This is a genomic window from Kocuria sp. (assembly GCF_030538595.1).
GTDB lineage: Bacteria > Actinomycetota > Actinomycetes > Actinomycetales > Micrococcaceae > Kocuria.
Map to the genome: position 1 here is coordinate 82,640 of NZ_JAUNTS010000008.1, position 15,527 is coordinate 98,166.

Annotated in this window: 14 protein-coding genes; all 14 read right to left on the bottom strand. The window is 63.6% G+C overall.

All coding sequences use genetic code 11. The features are described 5' to 3' along the window. Positions 1 to 74 precede the first annotated feature (74 nt). The 14 genes from Q4G32_RS08390 to Q4G32_RS08455 all read right to left on the bottom strand — a co-directional run bounded on the left by Q4G32_RS08390 (position 75) and on the right by Q4G32_RS08455 (position 15,318). On the bottom strand, positions 75 to 446 hold the full coding sequence (locus Q4G32_RS08390; protein ID WP_303350655.1) for a hypothetical protein: 372 nt from the start codon (positions 444 to 446) through the stop codon (positions 75 to 77). Between the two features lie 25 nt (positions 447 to 471). Further along, positions 472 to 1,401 carry a tRNA pseudouridine(55) synthase TruB gene (truB, locus tag Q4G32_RS08395; RefSeq protein ID WP_303350719.1) on the bottom strand — a complete coding sequence of 310 codons (930 nt, stop codon included), beginning with the start codon at positions 1,399 to 1,401 and terminating at the stop codon, positions 472 to 474. Between the two features lie 80 nt (positions 1,402 to 1,481). Further along, the gene (gene rbfA / locus Q4G32_RS08400) at positions 1,482 to 1,991 is read right to left on the bottom strand and encodes a 30S ribosome-binding factor RbfA (RefSeq protein ID WP_303350656.1); all 510 of its coding nucleotides are present in this window, start codon (positions 1,989 to 1,991) and stop codon (positions 1,482 to 1,484) included. 168 nt (positions 1,992 to 2,159) lie between these two features. Further along, positions 2,160 to 5,120, bottom strand: coding sequence for a translation initiation factor IF-2 (gene infB, locus Q4G32_RS08405; RefSeq protein ID WP_303350657.1), 2,961 nt, complete (start codon positions 5,118 to 5,120; stop codon positions 2,160 to 2,162). Between the two features lie 256 nt (positions 5,121 to 5,376). Beyond that, positions 5,377 to 5,721 (bottom strand): YlxR family protein, encoded by a 345-nt coding sequence (locus Q4G32_RS08410; protein WP_368660379.1) that lies wholly within the window; start codon positions 5,719 to 5,721, stop codon positions 5,377 to 5,379. Positions 5,722 to 5,854: 133 nt separating this feature from the next. Beyond that, the gene (nusA, locus tag Q4G32_RS08415; protein WP_303350659.1) at positions 5,855 to 6,823 is read right to left on the bottom strand and encodes a transcription termination factor NusA; all 969 of its coding nucleotides are present in this window, start codon (positions 6,821 to 6,823) and stop codon (positions 5,855 to 5,857) included. A gap of 149 nt (positions 6,824 to 6,972) precedes the next feature. Further along, positions 6,973 to 7,551, bottom strand: a complete 579-nt coding sequence (gene rimP, locus Q4G32_RS08420) for a ribosome maturation factor RimP (RefSeq protein ID WP_303350660.1) — start codon at positions 7,549 to 7,551, stop codon at positions 6,973 to 6,975. After that, entirely contained in the window at positions 7,548 to 9,353 is a 1,806-nt protein-coding gene (locus Q4G32_RS08425; protein WP_303350661.1) for a proline--tRNA ligase, read from the bottom strand. The genes rimP and Q4G32_RS08425 overlap by 4 nt, the downstream gene beginning before the upstream one ends. 203 nt (positions 9,354 to 9,556) lie before the next feature. Then, a complete protein-coding gene (locus tag Q4G32_RS08430) occupies positions 9,557 to 10,402 on the bottom strand; it encodes a hypothetical protein (protein ID WP_303350662.1) in 846 nt (281 codons plus the stop codon). A gap of 186 nt (positions 10,403 to 10,588) precedes the next feature. Continuing rightward, on the bottom strand, positions 10,589 to 10,900 hold the full coding sequence (locus Q4G32_RS08435; protein ID WP_303350663.1) for a hypothetical protein: 312 nt from the start codon (positions 10,898 to 10,900) through the stop codon (positions 10,589 to 10,591). A gap of 33 nt (positions 10,901 to 10,933) precedes the next feature. Beyond that, on the bottom strand, positions 10,934 to 11,473 hold the full coding sequence (locus tag Q4G32_RS08440; protein WP_303350664.1) for a hypothetical protein: 540 nt from the start codon (positions 11,471 to 11,473) through the stop codon (positions 10,934 to 10,936). Between the two features lie 266 nt (positions 11,474 to 11,739). Further along, positions 11,740 to 12,621 (bottom strand): GNAT family N-acetyltransferase, encoded by an 882-nt coding sequence (locus Q4G32_RS08445; protein WP_303350665.1) that lies wholly within the window; start codon positions 12,619 to 12,621, stop codon positions 11,740 to 11,742. Beyond that, positions 12,618 to 13,781, bottom strand: a complete 1,164-nt coding sequence (gene ispG, locus Q4G32_RS08450) for a flavodoxin-dependent (E)-4-hydroxy-3-methylbut-2-enyl-diphosphate synthase (protein ID WP_303350666.1) — start codon at positions 13,779 to 13,781, stop codon at positions 12,618 to 12,620. Before ispG ends, Q4G32_RS08445 begins: the two co-directional genes overlap by 4 nt. A 184-nt stretch (positions 13,782 to 13,965) precedes the next feature. Beyond that, the gene (locus Q4G32_RS08455; protein ID WP_303350667.1) at positions 13,966 to 15,318 is read right to left on the bottom strand and encodes a M50 family metallopeptidase; all 1,353 of its coding nucleotides are present in this window, start codon (positions 15,316 to 15,318) and stop codon (positions 13,966 to 13,968) included. Positions 15,319 to 15,527 lie beyond the last annotated feature (209 nt).

A 15,527-nucleotide genomic window follows, 5' to 3' on the forward strand; every position in this document is an offset into this window, starting at 1 on the left:
AACACCAACCACCGACAACACCAAGAACCCCGGAATCACGCGGAAGTTAGCGCCTCACAACCACCCGCTAACCCCTACTGGTAGTACCAGATGAAGTTCATGCGATAGACCATCACAATAATGGTGGGGCCTGTGGCGGCCAGGACCCAGTTGGACCAGCTGGAACGTTCCACCAGAGACCAAATGAAGGTGCCCGCGGGGATGATGAGCGCTGTGAGCAGATAGCCCCAGTACTCCAATACGCTACCCGAGGCTTCCGGACCCACGAACATCATCACAATTGACCCCAGCCCGTACACCACCAGGAAGGCTTCCAGCAGCAGCACGGACCCCTGGGTCAGGTCACTGGGGGCGCGGCCCCGCATGGCTTGGACCACGCACACCAGGCAGGACAGGGTGCCGAGCACCACGGAGGCCCAGAACCAGCCGTCATATCCCCACAGCATCAACGCACTCCTTCACGTGCAGAAATCATTGTGCCCGCAGCACCAGAACAGGCTTTGCGGTCCGCTCACCGGGATTGCCACGGTCCTCCAACAGGGCAACCACACCGCCATCGGGGGCAAAACCTGCGGTCAGTTCCGAGGAACCGGTGGCGGCAATGCGCTTGCCGTGACCCAGGTCGGTGGTCTCTGAGGCCGAGAGTTCCCGGGCCGGGAACATGGCCCGGGCTGCGGTGTCCAGGGAGGTCACGGGAACGGTACCGCCGCTTGCCACTATCTCCCGCAGCTGGTCCAACTCGGCAGCATGGGACAAATCAAGCGAGCCCACCCGCGTCCGCCGCAGAGCAGTCAGGTGCCCGTGAACACCCAACACATCACCCAGATCACGGGCCAGGGCACGCACATAGGTACCGGAGGAAACATCCACCGTGACCGTCACGTCCACCACCTGGGTGCCGTCTTCCAACTCCCGCCGTTCAGCAGCATGGACGTCAAACCTGGACACCGTCACGGATCGTGCTGCCAGTTGGACGTCCTCACCTGCACGAACACGGGCATAGGAGCGCTTGCCGTCCACTTTGATGGCGGACACCGCCGAGGGAACCTGCTGGATCTCCCCCGTCAGTCCCGCCACAGCAAGGGCGATCTGCTCATCAGTCACGGCCTGAACGGCATCCGCATCAGCGACGTCGGTCACCTCACCTTCGGCGTCCTCGGTCACCGTGGCCTGACCCAACCGGATGGTGGCGTCATAGGTCTTGTCCGCACCCACCAGGTAGGTCAGCAGTTTGGTGCCGCGGCCCACGCCCACCACCAGAACGCCGGTGGCCATGGGGTCAAGAGTGCCTGCGTGACCCACTTTTTTGGTGCCGCACAGTCTGCGCAACCGACCCACGACGTCGTGGCTGGTCCAGCCCTGCGGCTTGTCCACCACAACCAAACCCTCCGGGACGGGCAGGGACGGGTCCGGGCGTGGAACATCCTCCCGCGGCCGAGAAGATGGGTCGCGGGAGGATGTGTGATCCGCAGATGCAGACGTCAACGGTTGGTGTCCTCCGCCTCAGCCTCGGCTGGTTCCTCCGCCGCAACCTGGGTGGTTTCGCCGGCGTGGGCGGAGTCGTCGTCGTTGTCATCGGAGGTGCGGTAGGGGTTCTCCCCGGAGGCGTACTGAGCGCCCACCGCGGCCGCCGCCACCTCCGCGTCCTTCTCCTTGGCTCGGCGCAAAACGTCCTCCAGGTGGGAGGCCGCTTCCGGAATTTCATCCGCCACGAACTCCAACGTGGGAGTCAGGCGAGCGGTGATGTTCTTGCCCACCTCCGAGCGCAGGATGCCCTTGGCGGACTCCAGCGCGCGAGCTGAATCAGCCTTCTCCTCAGCCGTGCCGTACACGGTGTAGTAGACAGTGGCGTGCTGGAGGTCGTTGGTCACCCGGGCATCGGTCACGGTCACAAAACCCAGGCGGGGATCCTTGATCCGGCGCTCCAGGGCTTGGGCAACAATCACCTTGATGCGATCCGCCATCCGGGTGGCGCGCTGTGCGTCAACCATGGTCACTCCTTCAATCAGTTCACAAAGTTCTTCTGCTTCCAGCTTGCCAGTCATCCACACTCACAGCGGCCGGCAGGCTGGACAAGGCAACGGCCCGTACCCGTCCGGTCAGGACTGACGGTACGGGCCGTTGCATGCTCGTTTTCGCAGTGGCGAAAACTGAGGCGATCAGACGCGGGGCTTCTCCTGAAGCTCCCAGGTCTCAATGATGTCGCCTTCCTTGATGTCGTTGAAGGAACCGAGCCCAATACCGCACTCGTATCCGTCGCGGACCTCAACGGCGTCGTCCTTGAAGCGACGCAGCGATTCGATCTTCAGCTTCTCCTGCACCACGTTGCCATCGCGCACCAAGCGGGCGTTGGCGTTGCGCTTGATCAAGCCTTCGGTCACGTAGGAACCGGCAATGTTGCCCCACTTGGAGGAACGGAAGACCTCGCGGACCTCCGCCTTGCCCAGCTCCACTTCCTCGTACTCCGGCTTGAGCATGCCCTTCAGCGCTGCCTCAACATCATCCAGAGCGTTGTAGATGACCGAGTAGAACTTCATCTCCACGCCTTCGCGGTCCGCCAGTTCGGAGACGCGCTCCGCGGGGCGAACGTTGAAGCCAATGATGATGGCGTTGTCCACGGTGGCCAGGTTGACGTCGTTCTGGGTGATGGCACCCACGCCGCGGTGAATCACGCGCAGCTGAACTTCATCAGAGGCAACCTCAATCTTCATGAGCGAATCTTCCAGGGCCTCCACGGCACCGGAAACGTCACCCTTGATGATCAGGTTCAAGGTGTCGATCTTGCCCTCGGCCACGGCGGCGTCGAAGGATTCCAAGGTCACACGCTTGCGCCGCTTGGCCAGCAGGGCGTTACGGTCAGCTGCCTGACGCTTCTCAGCGATCTGACGGGCCGTACGCTCTTCAGCGGTCACCAGGAAGGTGTCACCGGCGCGCGGCACGGAGTTCAGACCCAACACCTGCACCGGGCGGGAAGGAGTGGCCTCCTCCACAGCCTGGCCGTCCTCGTCGAACATGGCACGCACGCGACCGTGGGCACCGCCCACCACCATGGAATCCCCAACACGCAAGGTGCCGGACTGGACCAACACGGTGCACACGGCACCGCGGCCACGGTCCAGGTTGGCTTCAATGGCCACACCGCGGGCTTCCTTGTTCGGATTGGCCAGCAGTTCCAAGGTGCCATCTGCGGTCAACACAACGGCTTCCAGCAGCCCCTGGATGTTCTGCCCGGCGCGGGCGGAGACATCCACGAACATGGTGTCGCCACCGTATTCCTCCGGAATCAGACCGTATTCGGTCAGCTGACCGCGGATCTTCTCCGGGTTTGCCTCCGGCTTGTCGATCTTGTTCACCGCAACCACGATCGGCACATTGGCGGCCTGCGCGTGGTTCAAGGCCTCAACGGTCTGCGGCATCACGCCGTCGTCCGCAGCCACCACCAGCAACGCGATGTCCGTGACCTGGGCACCACGGGCACGCATGGCGGTGAACGCCTCGTGACCCGGGGTGTCAATGAAGGTCAGCTTGCGCTCCTGATCGTCAACCTCCGTGGAGATCTGGTACGCACCGATGTGCTGGGTGATGCCGCCGGCTTCGCCCTCAATCACGCGGGTGTTGCGGATGGCATCCAGCAGACGGGTCTTACCGTGGTCCACGTGGCCCATGACGGTCACGACGGCGGGGCGCGGCTCCAACACTTCTTCATCCTCGGCAGCCGATTCGGCGGCCAAGTCGATGTCAAAGGACTCGAACAGCTCGCGCTCCTCGTCCTCCGGGGAGACGATCTTGATGACGTAGCCCAGCTCGGCACCCAACAACTCAAAGGTTTCCTCGTCCAAGGACTGGGTTTGAGTTGCCATTTCGCCCAGGTGGATCAGTACCTGGACCAGTGCGGCCGGGTTGGCCTCAATCTTCTCCGCAAAGTCCATCAGCGACGCACCGCGGCGCAAACGCACCTCGGTGGAACCGTTACCGTGCGGCACAGAGACGCCACCGATCTTCGGTGCATTCATCTGCTCCAGTTCCTGGCGCTTTGCCCTGCGCGACTTACGCCCCTTACGGGACGGGCCACCACGACCGAAAGCACCCTGGGTGGCACCGCGGCCACCGCGGCCCGGACCACCACCGGGACGGAATCCTGCTCCGCCACCGGCACCCGGGGCACCGCCACCACCGCCTCCGCGACGGGGACCGCCCTGGCCACCACCGGCACCGCCGCGGCCACCCGGACGGGCTCCGACCGGCGCCACATTGGTGGTGTGACCGGGCATCATGTTCGGGCTGGGGCGCGGACCGGACGGACGCGGGCCACGGGGAGCCTGGCCGGGACGCGGCGCAGCTGGGCGAGGACCGCCCTGGCCGCCACCCTGTGCCTGACCGCCGCCTTGACCCTGGCCCGGACGCAGGCCTGCGGGACGGGGACCACCTTGGCCACCACCCTGACCGCGAGAACCCGGACGGGACATACCCTGCTGGGAAGCAAACGGGTTGTTACCCGGACGCGGGCCTGCGGGACGGGGACCGCCCTGGCCACCACCCTGACCGCGAGAACCCGGACGGGACATACCCTGCTGGGAAGCGAACGGGTTGTTACCCGGACGCGGGCCGGAACCACCCGGCTTGGGACCGGGAGTGGGGCCGCCAGCGGGCTTGGGCGCGCTCTCCTGAGCCCCTGCAGCAGGGGTTGCAGACTCGCTGCGCTCGGTCGGCTCGGACTTCGCGGCAGCCTCGGGAGCGTCGGTCGGAGCCGAGGCTTCCGGCTTTGCTGCAGCCGCACCGGGTTTCGGCGCAGCCGAAGGCTTGGGAGCGGGCTTGGCTCCCGGCTTGGGGGCAGCGGAAGTTGCCTTGGCTGCGGGCTTGGCGGGGGCGTCGTCGTTGGCAGCGGCGCTCTTGGGCGCTGACTTGCCAGCGGCAGGCTTGTCCGCCTTGGTTGATGTGGGGGTTGCGGACTCGGCCGGCGCTGCGGTGCCCACGGCATCCTTCAGCTTCTTGGCCACCGGGGGCTCCACCGTGGAGGAGGCCCCGCGGACGAATTCGCCCAGGTCCTGCAATTTGGCAATGGCCTCTTTGGAGGTCATGCCGAGCTCTTTGGCCAGCTCGTGTACTCGTTGCTTAGCCACTTTTCTCCTGTCCCGGTCCGCATCCGTGACAGGAGGCGGACCGACTACTTGCCGTGTGGGGTCGCCACAACGCTCACCGAGCGCGCGGCACAACCGTGTTCAGAGCACTGCAAAGCACTCATCGTTCGGCACTCATCGGGTTTCCATCAGCTTCTGACTCGCTTTCCATGGCAGTCCGCCCCGGAACTTCACTGCCCGCCACGTTGACGGGTCAGCCGGTTTGGACGCGGCCGTCACGTGAACGGCCGTGGTCGGCTCACTTGTGCACGGCATCCAAGGGTTGGATGGCCTGCTCGATCTGCTGCACGGCGGCGGCTGCATCAACGCGGGTTTTGAAAGCCCGGTTGAAGGCGTGGCGTCGCGCGGCTTTTTCCACGCACTCGGGTGCGGGATGCAGCCATGCTCCGCGGCCACCCAGGGATCTCTTGTGATCAATCACGACGACGATCCCTGCCGCCCCAGCCTGCACGGTCAAGCGCACAAGGTGGTCGGGTTGGTCAACGGCTCTACATCCAATGCAGGTGCGCTGCATGACGTGTTCCACGAAACTGAACGCACCCCTGAGTTGGAAAATTCCCGCACCGCGAAGGGGTGAAGGCATGAACCATCGACTTTTCGACCGCAGACCAGTCTAGCCCACCCACCAACCAACTCCGCCGAAAACATGGTTCTTCTAGAAAAAGGACCCTCAGATTGGGTCAAACCATGTTTTCGGCGGAGTTGATGGGGTGGTGTCAGGCGCGGGATTCCGGGATGATGTCGATCTTCCAGCCGGTGAGCTTGGCCGCCAGACGGGCGTTCTGCCCCTCCTTGCCGATGGCCAAGGACAGTTTGTTGTCCGCCACCACAGCTCGGGCCGACCGCGCCGCAGCATCCAACACGTCAACTCTGACCGTCTTGGCGGGCGAAAGCGCATTGCTGATGAACACGGCGGGATCGTTGGACCAATCCACGATGTCGATGTTCTCCCCACCCAGCTCATTCATCACGGCCCGTACGCGGGTACCCATTTCCCCGATGCACGATCCCTTGGCGTTGACACCCGGGGTGTTGGCAGCCACCGCAATCTTGGTGCGGTGCCCGGCTTCACGGGCAATGGCCATGATTTCAACATCGCCGTCTGAAATCTCCGGGACCTCGAACTCGAACAAGCGACGGACCAAGTCCGGGTGCGAGCGAGACAACGTGATGGCCGGACCTTTGAGCCCGCGGCGGGCCTCCACGATGTAGGCGCGGATACGTCCACCGTGGGGGTACTTCTCCCCCGGTACCTGCTCGTGCGGCGGCAGCAGCGCCTCCACCGTGCCCAGGTCCACCTGGATCATCTGGGGATTACGGCCCTGCTGGATCTGCCCGGAAACCACTTCACCTTCACGGCCCTTGAAATGTCCCAGCACGTTGTCATCCTCGACATCGCGCAGACGTTGCAAGATCACCTGCCGTGCGGTGGAGGCGGCAATTCGGCCGAAGCCATCGGGAGTGTCATCGAACTCGCCGATTTTATTGCCTTCCTCATCCACCTCCGGAGCCCAGATGGTCACGTGCCCGGTCTTGGTGTCAATCTCCGCGCGAGCATCCTTGATGGCACCGGCGGAACGCAGGTAAGCCAGAACCAGAGCCTGTTCGATGGTCGGGACCAGCAGGTCCACGGGGATCTCCCGCTCCCGCTCCAGCATCCGCAGGGCACTCATGTCGATATCCATATCGAGCCTTTCCTGGTCCTGGAGCGCGGGCGTCAACCGCTGCTCCCCGTGATGGACAACAGCGCACCGCCCGGACGGACGGAACGCTGTTGATCGTTTGTTCATGAAGATTGCGAGCTGCAATCAGATTCGGCCCTCAATCCTACACCTCAGTCCTGCACCTCCACTTTGGCCCGCCGGATCTGGGACAGCTTCCAGGTTTCCGGCTCCAGGAGTTTGACGGGCATGCCCTTTTTGACCTGTTCGCTGCGCTGTAGCGTCACGGTGGCCTCACCGGAGTCGGGTGACTCTGAGGCCTCCCCAATTGCCTCCCCCGTCACCACGGATTCCCCGGCTGATGTCGGCTCCACCGCCAACAACTGAGCCGTGAACTTCCCGCTGTTGCCGCCTTCCATGGGGGTAACCCTCACGTGACGCCCCACGGAACGCTTCCAATGCCGCAGCAATGTCAGTTCCCGTGCGGCCCCGGGAGATGAAACTTCAAGCTCGTAAGCGGGACCGTCGACGGCGTCGTGTTCATCCAGTGCCTGCGAAATGGCCTGGGAGACACGCGCTATGTCTTCCAGGTCAACTCCGTCCGTGGAGCCCTCCGGCAGGTCCACCAAAACCTGCACCACGCGCGTGGCACCGGCTCCGCGAACCTGCACCTCCTCCAAATACAGTCCCGCCTCTTCAACCACGGGGCGTAGAAGTTCGCTCAGGTGTTGATCGCTGCCCTGCTGGCTCATGCAACACCACCAATGGCTGCAGCAACCGCCGGGCCAACGCCCACACGGGAAATCTCCTGGGCTTCCCCCGTGGCTCGATCCTTGAGTTCCAGCAGACCGTCGGCCAGACCGCGTCCCACCACCAGCATGGTGGGCACCCCCAGCAGCTCAAAGTCCCCGAACCGTACGCCCGGGGAGACCTTGGGGCGATCATCGAACAGGACGGCAAAGCCCTGTTCTTCCAGCTCAGCCACAATGGCCTCGGCCTCAGCCATGAACTCCGCGCCCTTCCCCGTGGCCACCACGTGAACATCAGCCGGGGCGACGGCGCGTGGCCAGATCAGGCCCTTGTCGTCATGGTTGGCTTCAGCCAAGGCTGCAACGGCACGGGTCACCCCAAAGCCGTAAGACCCCATGGTCACCACAACCTGCTTGCCGTTCTGGTCCAACACCTTCAGACCCAGCACATCCGCATACTTACGGCCCAGAGCAAACACGTGGCCCATCTCAATGCCGCGGGCAGCCTCCAGCGGACCGGAACCATCCGGTGCGGGGTCACCCGGGAGCACCTGGGCACATTCGATCGCAGCGTCCCAGGTGAAGTCGCGCCCGGCCACAAGGTCATAAACATGCTGACCCGCCACATTGGCACCGGTCACCCAGCGGGTTCCGTCCACCACGCGGGGGTCCACAAAGTAGGGCAACCCGGTGGCGGAAGTCTCTCCCAGCAGAGGTTCATCCAACGTCAAACCAGGCCCCAAATAGCCCTTGACGATCAACGGCTGGGTTTTGAGGTCGTCGTCGCCGGCTTGCTCCACCAGGATCTCACCGGGAATCTCCAAGACCTCACCCAAGCTGACTTCCAGGCGTTTGAGATCAACGTTGCGGTCCCCAGGCAGCCCCACCGCCACCAGCTGGGTCTCACCATCCGGGCGGGTCACCTTGACCACCACGTTTTTCAACGTGTCCGCCGGTGTCCAGGGGCGGCCCTGACGGGGGTGCAAACTTTGCGACTGCTCCACCAGGGTGTCGATCGTGGGTGAGTCCGGGGTGTCACGCACCACGGCGGGCGGGGCGTCGTCGTACGGGAGAGACGGCGGGACCACTGTGGTCACGGCCTCCACATTGGCGGCGTACCCACCGGGTGAGCGCACAAACGTGTCCTCGCCAATGGCCGTGGGGAACAGGAATTCCTCCGACTGGGAGCCGCCCATGGCCCCCGAATCCGCAGAGACCGCCACCACGTCCAGACCCAGGCGCTGGAAAATGCGCACGTAGGCCTCACGGTGCAAGCGGTAGGACTCAGCCAAACCGGCGTCGTCCACGTCAAAGGAATAGGAGTCCTTCATGATGAACTCGCGCGAACGGATCAGACCTGCACGGGGACGCGCTTCATCCCGGTACTTGGTCTGGATTTGATACAGGATCGCGGGAAGGTCCTTGTAGGAGGAGTAGAGGTCCTTGACCAGCAGCGTGAAAACTTCCTCGTGGGTGGGTGCCAGGAGGTGGTCGGCGTCCTTGCGGTCCTTGAGGCGGAATAGGTTTTCTCCATATTCCTCCCAACGGCCGGTTGCTTCATACGGTTCGCGCGGCAGCAGCGCCGGGAAGAGCACTTCCTGCCCGCCAATGCCGTTCATCTCCTCCCGCACAATCTGCTCGATCTTGCGCAGCACGATCATGCCCAGGGGCAGCCAGGTGAACCCGCCCGGAGCCGCACGCCGAATGTACCCGCCGCGGACCAGCAGTCGATGGCTGGCCACTTCGGCATCTACGGGATCCTCGCGCAGGGTTCGCAGGAACAAGGTGGACATTCGCAGTGCCAAAGAGTGCTCCGTTTCGGATTCATCACAGGTGATTCTTGGGTGCGGCACCCGGTCACGGGAGGCTGCTGCCGCACCAGTGACGCACATCATCAACAACGACGACGGGCCGGACCCGGGCCATCCTATCGCCCGTGACTCCGCCCCGTCGCCTTTGGAAAATCTGCCGCTCTCCGGAGTACGTCCGGAAGATCAGCGATGAGTTCTCACGCCTGCTGCAGCGCCTCAGCCACCTCGGTCAAGATTGCCTCGTAGTCGGCCTCAGTGCCTTCGTACTCAGACACAGAGATCACGGACACCAGAGAGTTGCCGTACACCATGCGGCCCGTGTGCACATCCATGCTGCCGTTGGGTCCACTGGCCGTGAAGGTGGTGCGGATGGCGGACTCGGCCGAATCCACGGTGATGTTCTCATCACTGAGCTCAATGTCCATGGCTGCACCATCCAGCGCCATGGTGGCCTGTTCGCAGTCCTGGGTGGAGGTCTGGAAGTCCTCCAACTGGGTCTCGGCCTCATCCACGGAGTCATAAACGTGCACGGTGACAATCACGGAGCCACCCTGATCTGCGGCCACCACGGAATCTGCCACATTCGATTGCATGACCCCACCCATGAAGGAGCCCTTGACCGGATCATTGCAGGTGGTTGGCTGCACGGTCACCTCACCCATGGCTTCCTCCAAGAGAGCCGGAATGTCGTAACCGGATGCCTCCATGATGGAAGCGGTGGCCGCGTTGACCCGGACGCCGTCAATGGTCTGACCGTTCAGGGCCGCCATCACGGTGTTGTTGGTCAGATCCGTGGGGGCTTCCCCGGAGGCTGCGGTGCTGGTGCTCGTGGGCGACGCAGTGGAGGTGGCGGTCTCCGTGGCAGTTGCGGTGGATTCGGGTGACTGCGTGGACTCGGCCGTCTGCCCTGTGGTTTCCGTGGCTGTGGCGGTGGGCTCAGCGGCGTCGTTGTTGCTGCCGCCGAACAGACCGCAACCGGTCAGGGCCAGGACGGTGGCGGCAGAGGTGGCTGTGATCCATGCGAATCGACGTTGAGTTGCCATGGTGTGGTGCTCCTTGAGGTGAGTTGTGCAGGCAAGTGCTGGCCGCTTCTGTTGGCTGTGCGCAGTGTGTCCGCTGCCTTCGGTGCGTGGGGTGCGGCCAGGCCCACGCACGCGGTCGAGTCACAGGCATTGCCCCCAATCAGATGATGACTAGGGGCAACGCCGCGGTGTGCAGATGAGAATTGGTCAGGACTGAGTGGGGCTGGGGCTGGCCGTGTCTGTGGGGCTGGCTGATCCGGTGGGCTCCACCGGTCCATCCACAAAGGCCGTGGCAACGTCCGCAAGCGCGGACTGCAACTCTTGTTCACTGGCCGGGGTGGCGGAACCGGTGTCACCTTCCACCACAGAGATGCCGTTACCGGGCGCAACCATGACCACCAGGTTGCCCACGCTCATCACACCGGAGCTGAAAGTGGTTTCACCGGCAGCAGTGGGACTGGGGCTGGCCGTGGCACCACCGGTGGCACCACCGGAGGCACCAGCACCTGAGAGGACCAAGGTTTCACCAGCACCTTCAACATACGGGTTGGACTATGAAGAATCCACTGTGGTTTCATCACCCATCACACTGAGGGTCACGTTTTCACAGTCCCCCAAACTGGACTCCAGATCCTTGACAGCCTGATCGGCGGCGTCCCGGGAATCCATGACCCGAACGGAAACGGTCATGTCATCCGCGTTGGTGCCACCCACCATGTCCGCCAGGTTGGGAGAGAGACCGTTCCCGTCCATGGTTCCAGCCGAGATCGCAGTGAACAGGGGGTCTTTGCACTCGGTGGGGTCACTTTCCACCATGGACATGATCATCTGCAGCATGGACTGCGCATCCTCGGACTCCGCACCACCCAGTGCATCCCCAGCGGGGGCCACACCGGTGAGTTCTTCACCATTGACCGTGGCGGCTGCCAACGTGGATTCTGCGGTTTCCAAGGTGTAGTCATCCGGGGCCACCACAGGAGTGGGGCTCGCTGACTCCCCACCTCCGTTGCCGCTTCCCCCATTGCCACAGGCGGTCAGTGCAAGCACGCAGACGGCACCTGTTGCCAACAAGAACTTCGACTTCTCAGCCATGTTTCTCCCCTTCGTTGGCCGGCTCCACCGTCAGTACGACGGTGCGGATTCGATCCGGCATTGATGCCGCTCACACTAATGATGTGCAGATGCTAATTCCAGTAGGCGCGGTGGAATTTCCCGGCGTGGCACTCGTATGACACGACATGACGAAGTGAGCGAGGGTACGACGAACGGACAAGGCTGCCGACACACCCCATCAGCCTCCGAGCATCGAGTTGTGCCGTCCACAATGGGCGGCACAACTCACTGACCGCCGCCGAGCATCAGAACAGCACCGTGGCGAATGTGCCCACCTGGCGGAATCCTGCGCGGTGGTAGGACTTCAAGGCCGGGATGTTGTAGGAGTTCACGTACAGGCTGACCACGGGCCAACGGCGTCGTACCTGCTCCACCACTGCGGTCATACACGGCGCGGAAAGCCCCTGCCCGCGGAACTCAGGGTCCACCCACACCCCTTGGATCTGGCAGACCTCCCCCGCAGCGGCCCCAATATCTGCTTTGAAGACCACCGCACCGTTGCGGATCACCACATAGGTGCGGGTCTGGCGCAGCAAATTGATCATGCGGATCACATAGGGAGAGTCTTTGGCCACGTAGGGTGCGTACCCAACTTCCTCCGTGAACATGGCGGCACTGGCGGGAAGAACCTGAGCCAGCTCCTGCGGCTGAGCCACGCGCACCTCCGGATGAGGTTCACAGCGGCTTGGCTCGGTTGCGGTCATCAGCGGTTGTTCTTCACGTACGGCAAAGGGCTGGTCCCAGTGCGGCGCCAGCCAACGCCACAGTCCCAACACTTCACGCTGGGGGCCAAAGAAAGAACTGCGTTTGACCGTTGATTCGGCAAGGTGGGTGGCCACCAGTTCAATGCCTTGATCTTCCAGGGCAACGGGAACCACATTGCTGCCCACCCAGCAGGCACCGGTCAGTGTGATGGCCTGCGAGCGCCGCCCGGGTAGGGTCCATCCACTCCGGGTGGTGGCCACCACCGGTGCCGACTGGGCAGAGTCCGCGGCCCGAAACCTGCCGTGGTTCTCCGCCACAAAAGCGGAGCTGACCGGATGCTCGGCCATGAGCCGGGTCAGGGCTCCGGCCGGTACCGCGTGGGGCAGGATCAACCGGGTTGGTGACCCGGCAAATAGTTTCATCCGGCCACGGTGACGGTGGGGGCTGCGGATTCCTCCCCATCCTCCGCGTCCATCTCCTCCGCAATGCGGTTGGCTTCCGCGATCAGGGTTTCCACGATCTGGTCTTCGGGAACGGTGCGGATGACCTCGCCCTTGACAAAAATCTGCCCCTTGCCGTTGCCGGAGGCCACTCCCAAATCGGCCTCACGGGCTTCACCGGGTCCGTTGACCACACAGCCCATAACTGCCACGCGCAGCGGGACGGTGAGATCTTTGAGACCTTCGGTGACGTCGTCGGCAAGTTTGTAAACGTCCACTTGGGCCCGCCCACAGGACGGGCAGGAGACAATTTCCAGTTTCTTGGGGCGCAACCCTAGGGACTGCAGGATCTGGCTGCCCACCTTCACTTCCTCCACGGGAGGTGCGGAGAGGGAGACCCGGATGGTGTCGCCAATGCCTTGGGAGAGCAGCGCGCCAAAGGCGGTGGCGGACTTGATGGTGCCTTGGAAGGCGGGGCCGGCTTCCGTGACCCCCAGGTGCAGGGGCCAATCCCCTTCAGCGGCCAACAGTTGGTAGGCCTGCACCATGGTGACCGGGTCATTGTGCTTGACGGAGATTTTGAAGTCGTGAAAATCGTGTTCCTCGAACAGGGAGGCTTCCCATTTGGCGGACTCCATCAGTGCCTCCGGGGTGGCCCGGCCGTACTTCTCCATGAGGCGCTTGTCCAGGGAACCGGCATTGACACCAATGCGGATGGACACCCCTGCGTCCTTGGCCGCCTTGGCGATCTCCCCCACTTGGTCATCGAACTTGCGGATGTTGCCCGGGTTCACGCGCACTGCCGCGCAGCCGGCGTCGATGGCTGCGAACACGTACTTGGGCTGGAAGTGAATGTCTGCGATCACGGGAATCGGGGACTTCATGGCAATGATGGGGAGGGCATCGGCGTCGTCCTGGGACGGGCAGGCCACGCGGACAATGTCGCAGCCGGCTGCGTTCAGTTCCGCAATCTGCTGCAGGGTGGAGTTGATGTCCGTGGTGGGGGTGGTGGTCATGGACTGCACACTCACTGGGCATTCGGAGCCGACTCCCACCGCGCCCACGCGGATCTGCCGGGTCTTACGACGCGGCGAAAGAACGGGCTGAGGTGGCGCGGGCATGCCCAGGCTGACCGGACTCACGAATGCTCCTGACACTTTGACGATTCAAGGCTCTCGACTGCGCGGCCGCGTGCCCCGCACACCACCGCAGCTTGCCGAGCTCCTATTGTGCCCCAGTCCGGGACAAGACGACACCACACCCACAACGACGACGCCGTAGCCTCCCACCGCAGCCGGCCCACCCCAAGACCGTGGCCGACTGAGTTCACAACAAGCGCACCGGTTCAATGATGTCTGCAACAACCAGCACCACGGTCATCACCAGGAAGGCCCCCACCACCACGTAGGTGAGGGGTAGGAGTTTCAGGGGGTCAAAGGGGCCGGGGTCGGCACGCCGGGTGATTTTGGCCCAGGTCCGGCGCAGCTTCTCCCACAGCGCACCAGCAATGTGACCGCCGTCCAGTGGGAGCAGCGGCAGCAGGTTGAAGGCGAACAGCGCCATGTTCACGGACCCGATCAGCCCCACCAGGGTGGCGGACTTCTCCCGCAGGTTCAGCTGGTCCGTGGTGGCCACTTCACCGGAGATGCGCCCCACCCCCACCACGGACATGGGGCCGTTGGGATCGCGCGGTGCGTCCGTGACTGTTGACACTGCGGTGTTCCACACGTTGACGGGCAGCCGCCACAGCACCCCGGCCACGTTGGTCATGGCATCCCACACGGCGCCGGGAACCTCCGTGACAGGTTGGGGCACCATGTCAAAACGTGGGGAGACCCCAATGAAGCCCACGTCCTGCAGCACGTACTGGCCGTTGTCCAGGACCGGTTCGCCCTGTCCGTCCAGCATGGGCCGCTCCGTCAACAACGGGGTGATGGTGGTGCTGATCTCCTGGCCGTCACGCTGGTACACCATGGGGATTTCTCGGTTGCCCTGCTCCCGGATGATGGTGGTCAGCTCCTCCCAGCTTTCCACCTCCTGCCCGTTCAGGGACACAATCCGGTCCCCCGGCTCCAAGCCCGCCGCATTGGCCGGTGCCTGCGGGTCCTGATCCGTGCACTCGGTGCGCGTCTGGGCCTGGTCCTGAGCATCCGTGGCCTGGACCTGCACCACACATTCGTTGACCGTGGAAATCTGCGTGGTGGGGGCCTCCCGCCCAAAACCCATGATCAGCACAGCTATGCACACCACTGCGATCACCAAGTTCATGAACGGACCGCCGAACATGATGATGATCCGCTTGTGGACCGGCAGTTTGTAAAAGGCGCGGTCTTCATCCCCCGGCTGATAGTGCAGGTCATCCTGGCTGCGGGTCTCAGCCACGGCTTGCTGGAACAAGCCGGTGGAATCCACACTCGGCGCTTCACCTTTGTGCGGCGGGTACATCCCCACCATCGCCACGTAGCCACCCAGAGGGATGGCTTTGAGCCCGTACTCGGTCTCACCGCGTCGTCGGGAAAAAATGGTGCGGCCAAAGCCCACCATGTATTGCCGCACCCGCACTTTGAAGAGTTTGGCGGGCACCAGATGCCCCACCTCGTGCAGGGCGATGGAGAGGATGAAAGCCACGGCCGCGATCAACACCCCGGCCACATAGAGCAGAACAGTCACGGCGGACATGCAACCACACTCAGCTCACAGTTCCCCACCGGGTACCGGCAAAGTACGTGGGTGCCGTACGCATTCGACCACCCGCCGTACGCATTTAGCCCACTCCGGGGCATTTTTTTGGTCATTTGCGTACTCGGACCAACGACGACGGGCCCCTTCCACAGCGGACCTCAAGCGAGAAGGTCCGGAGAGACGACGACGGGCCCCTTCCGCAGCGG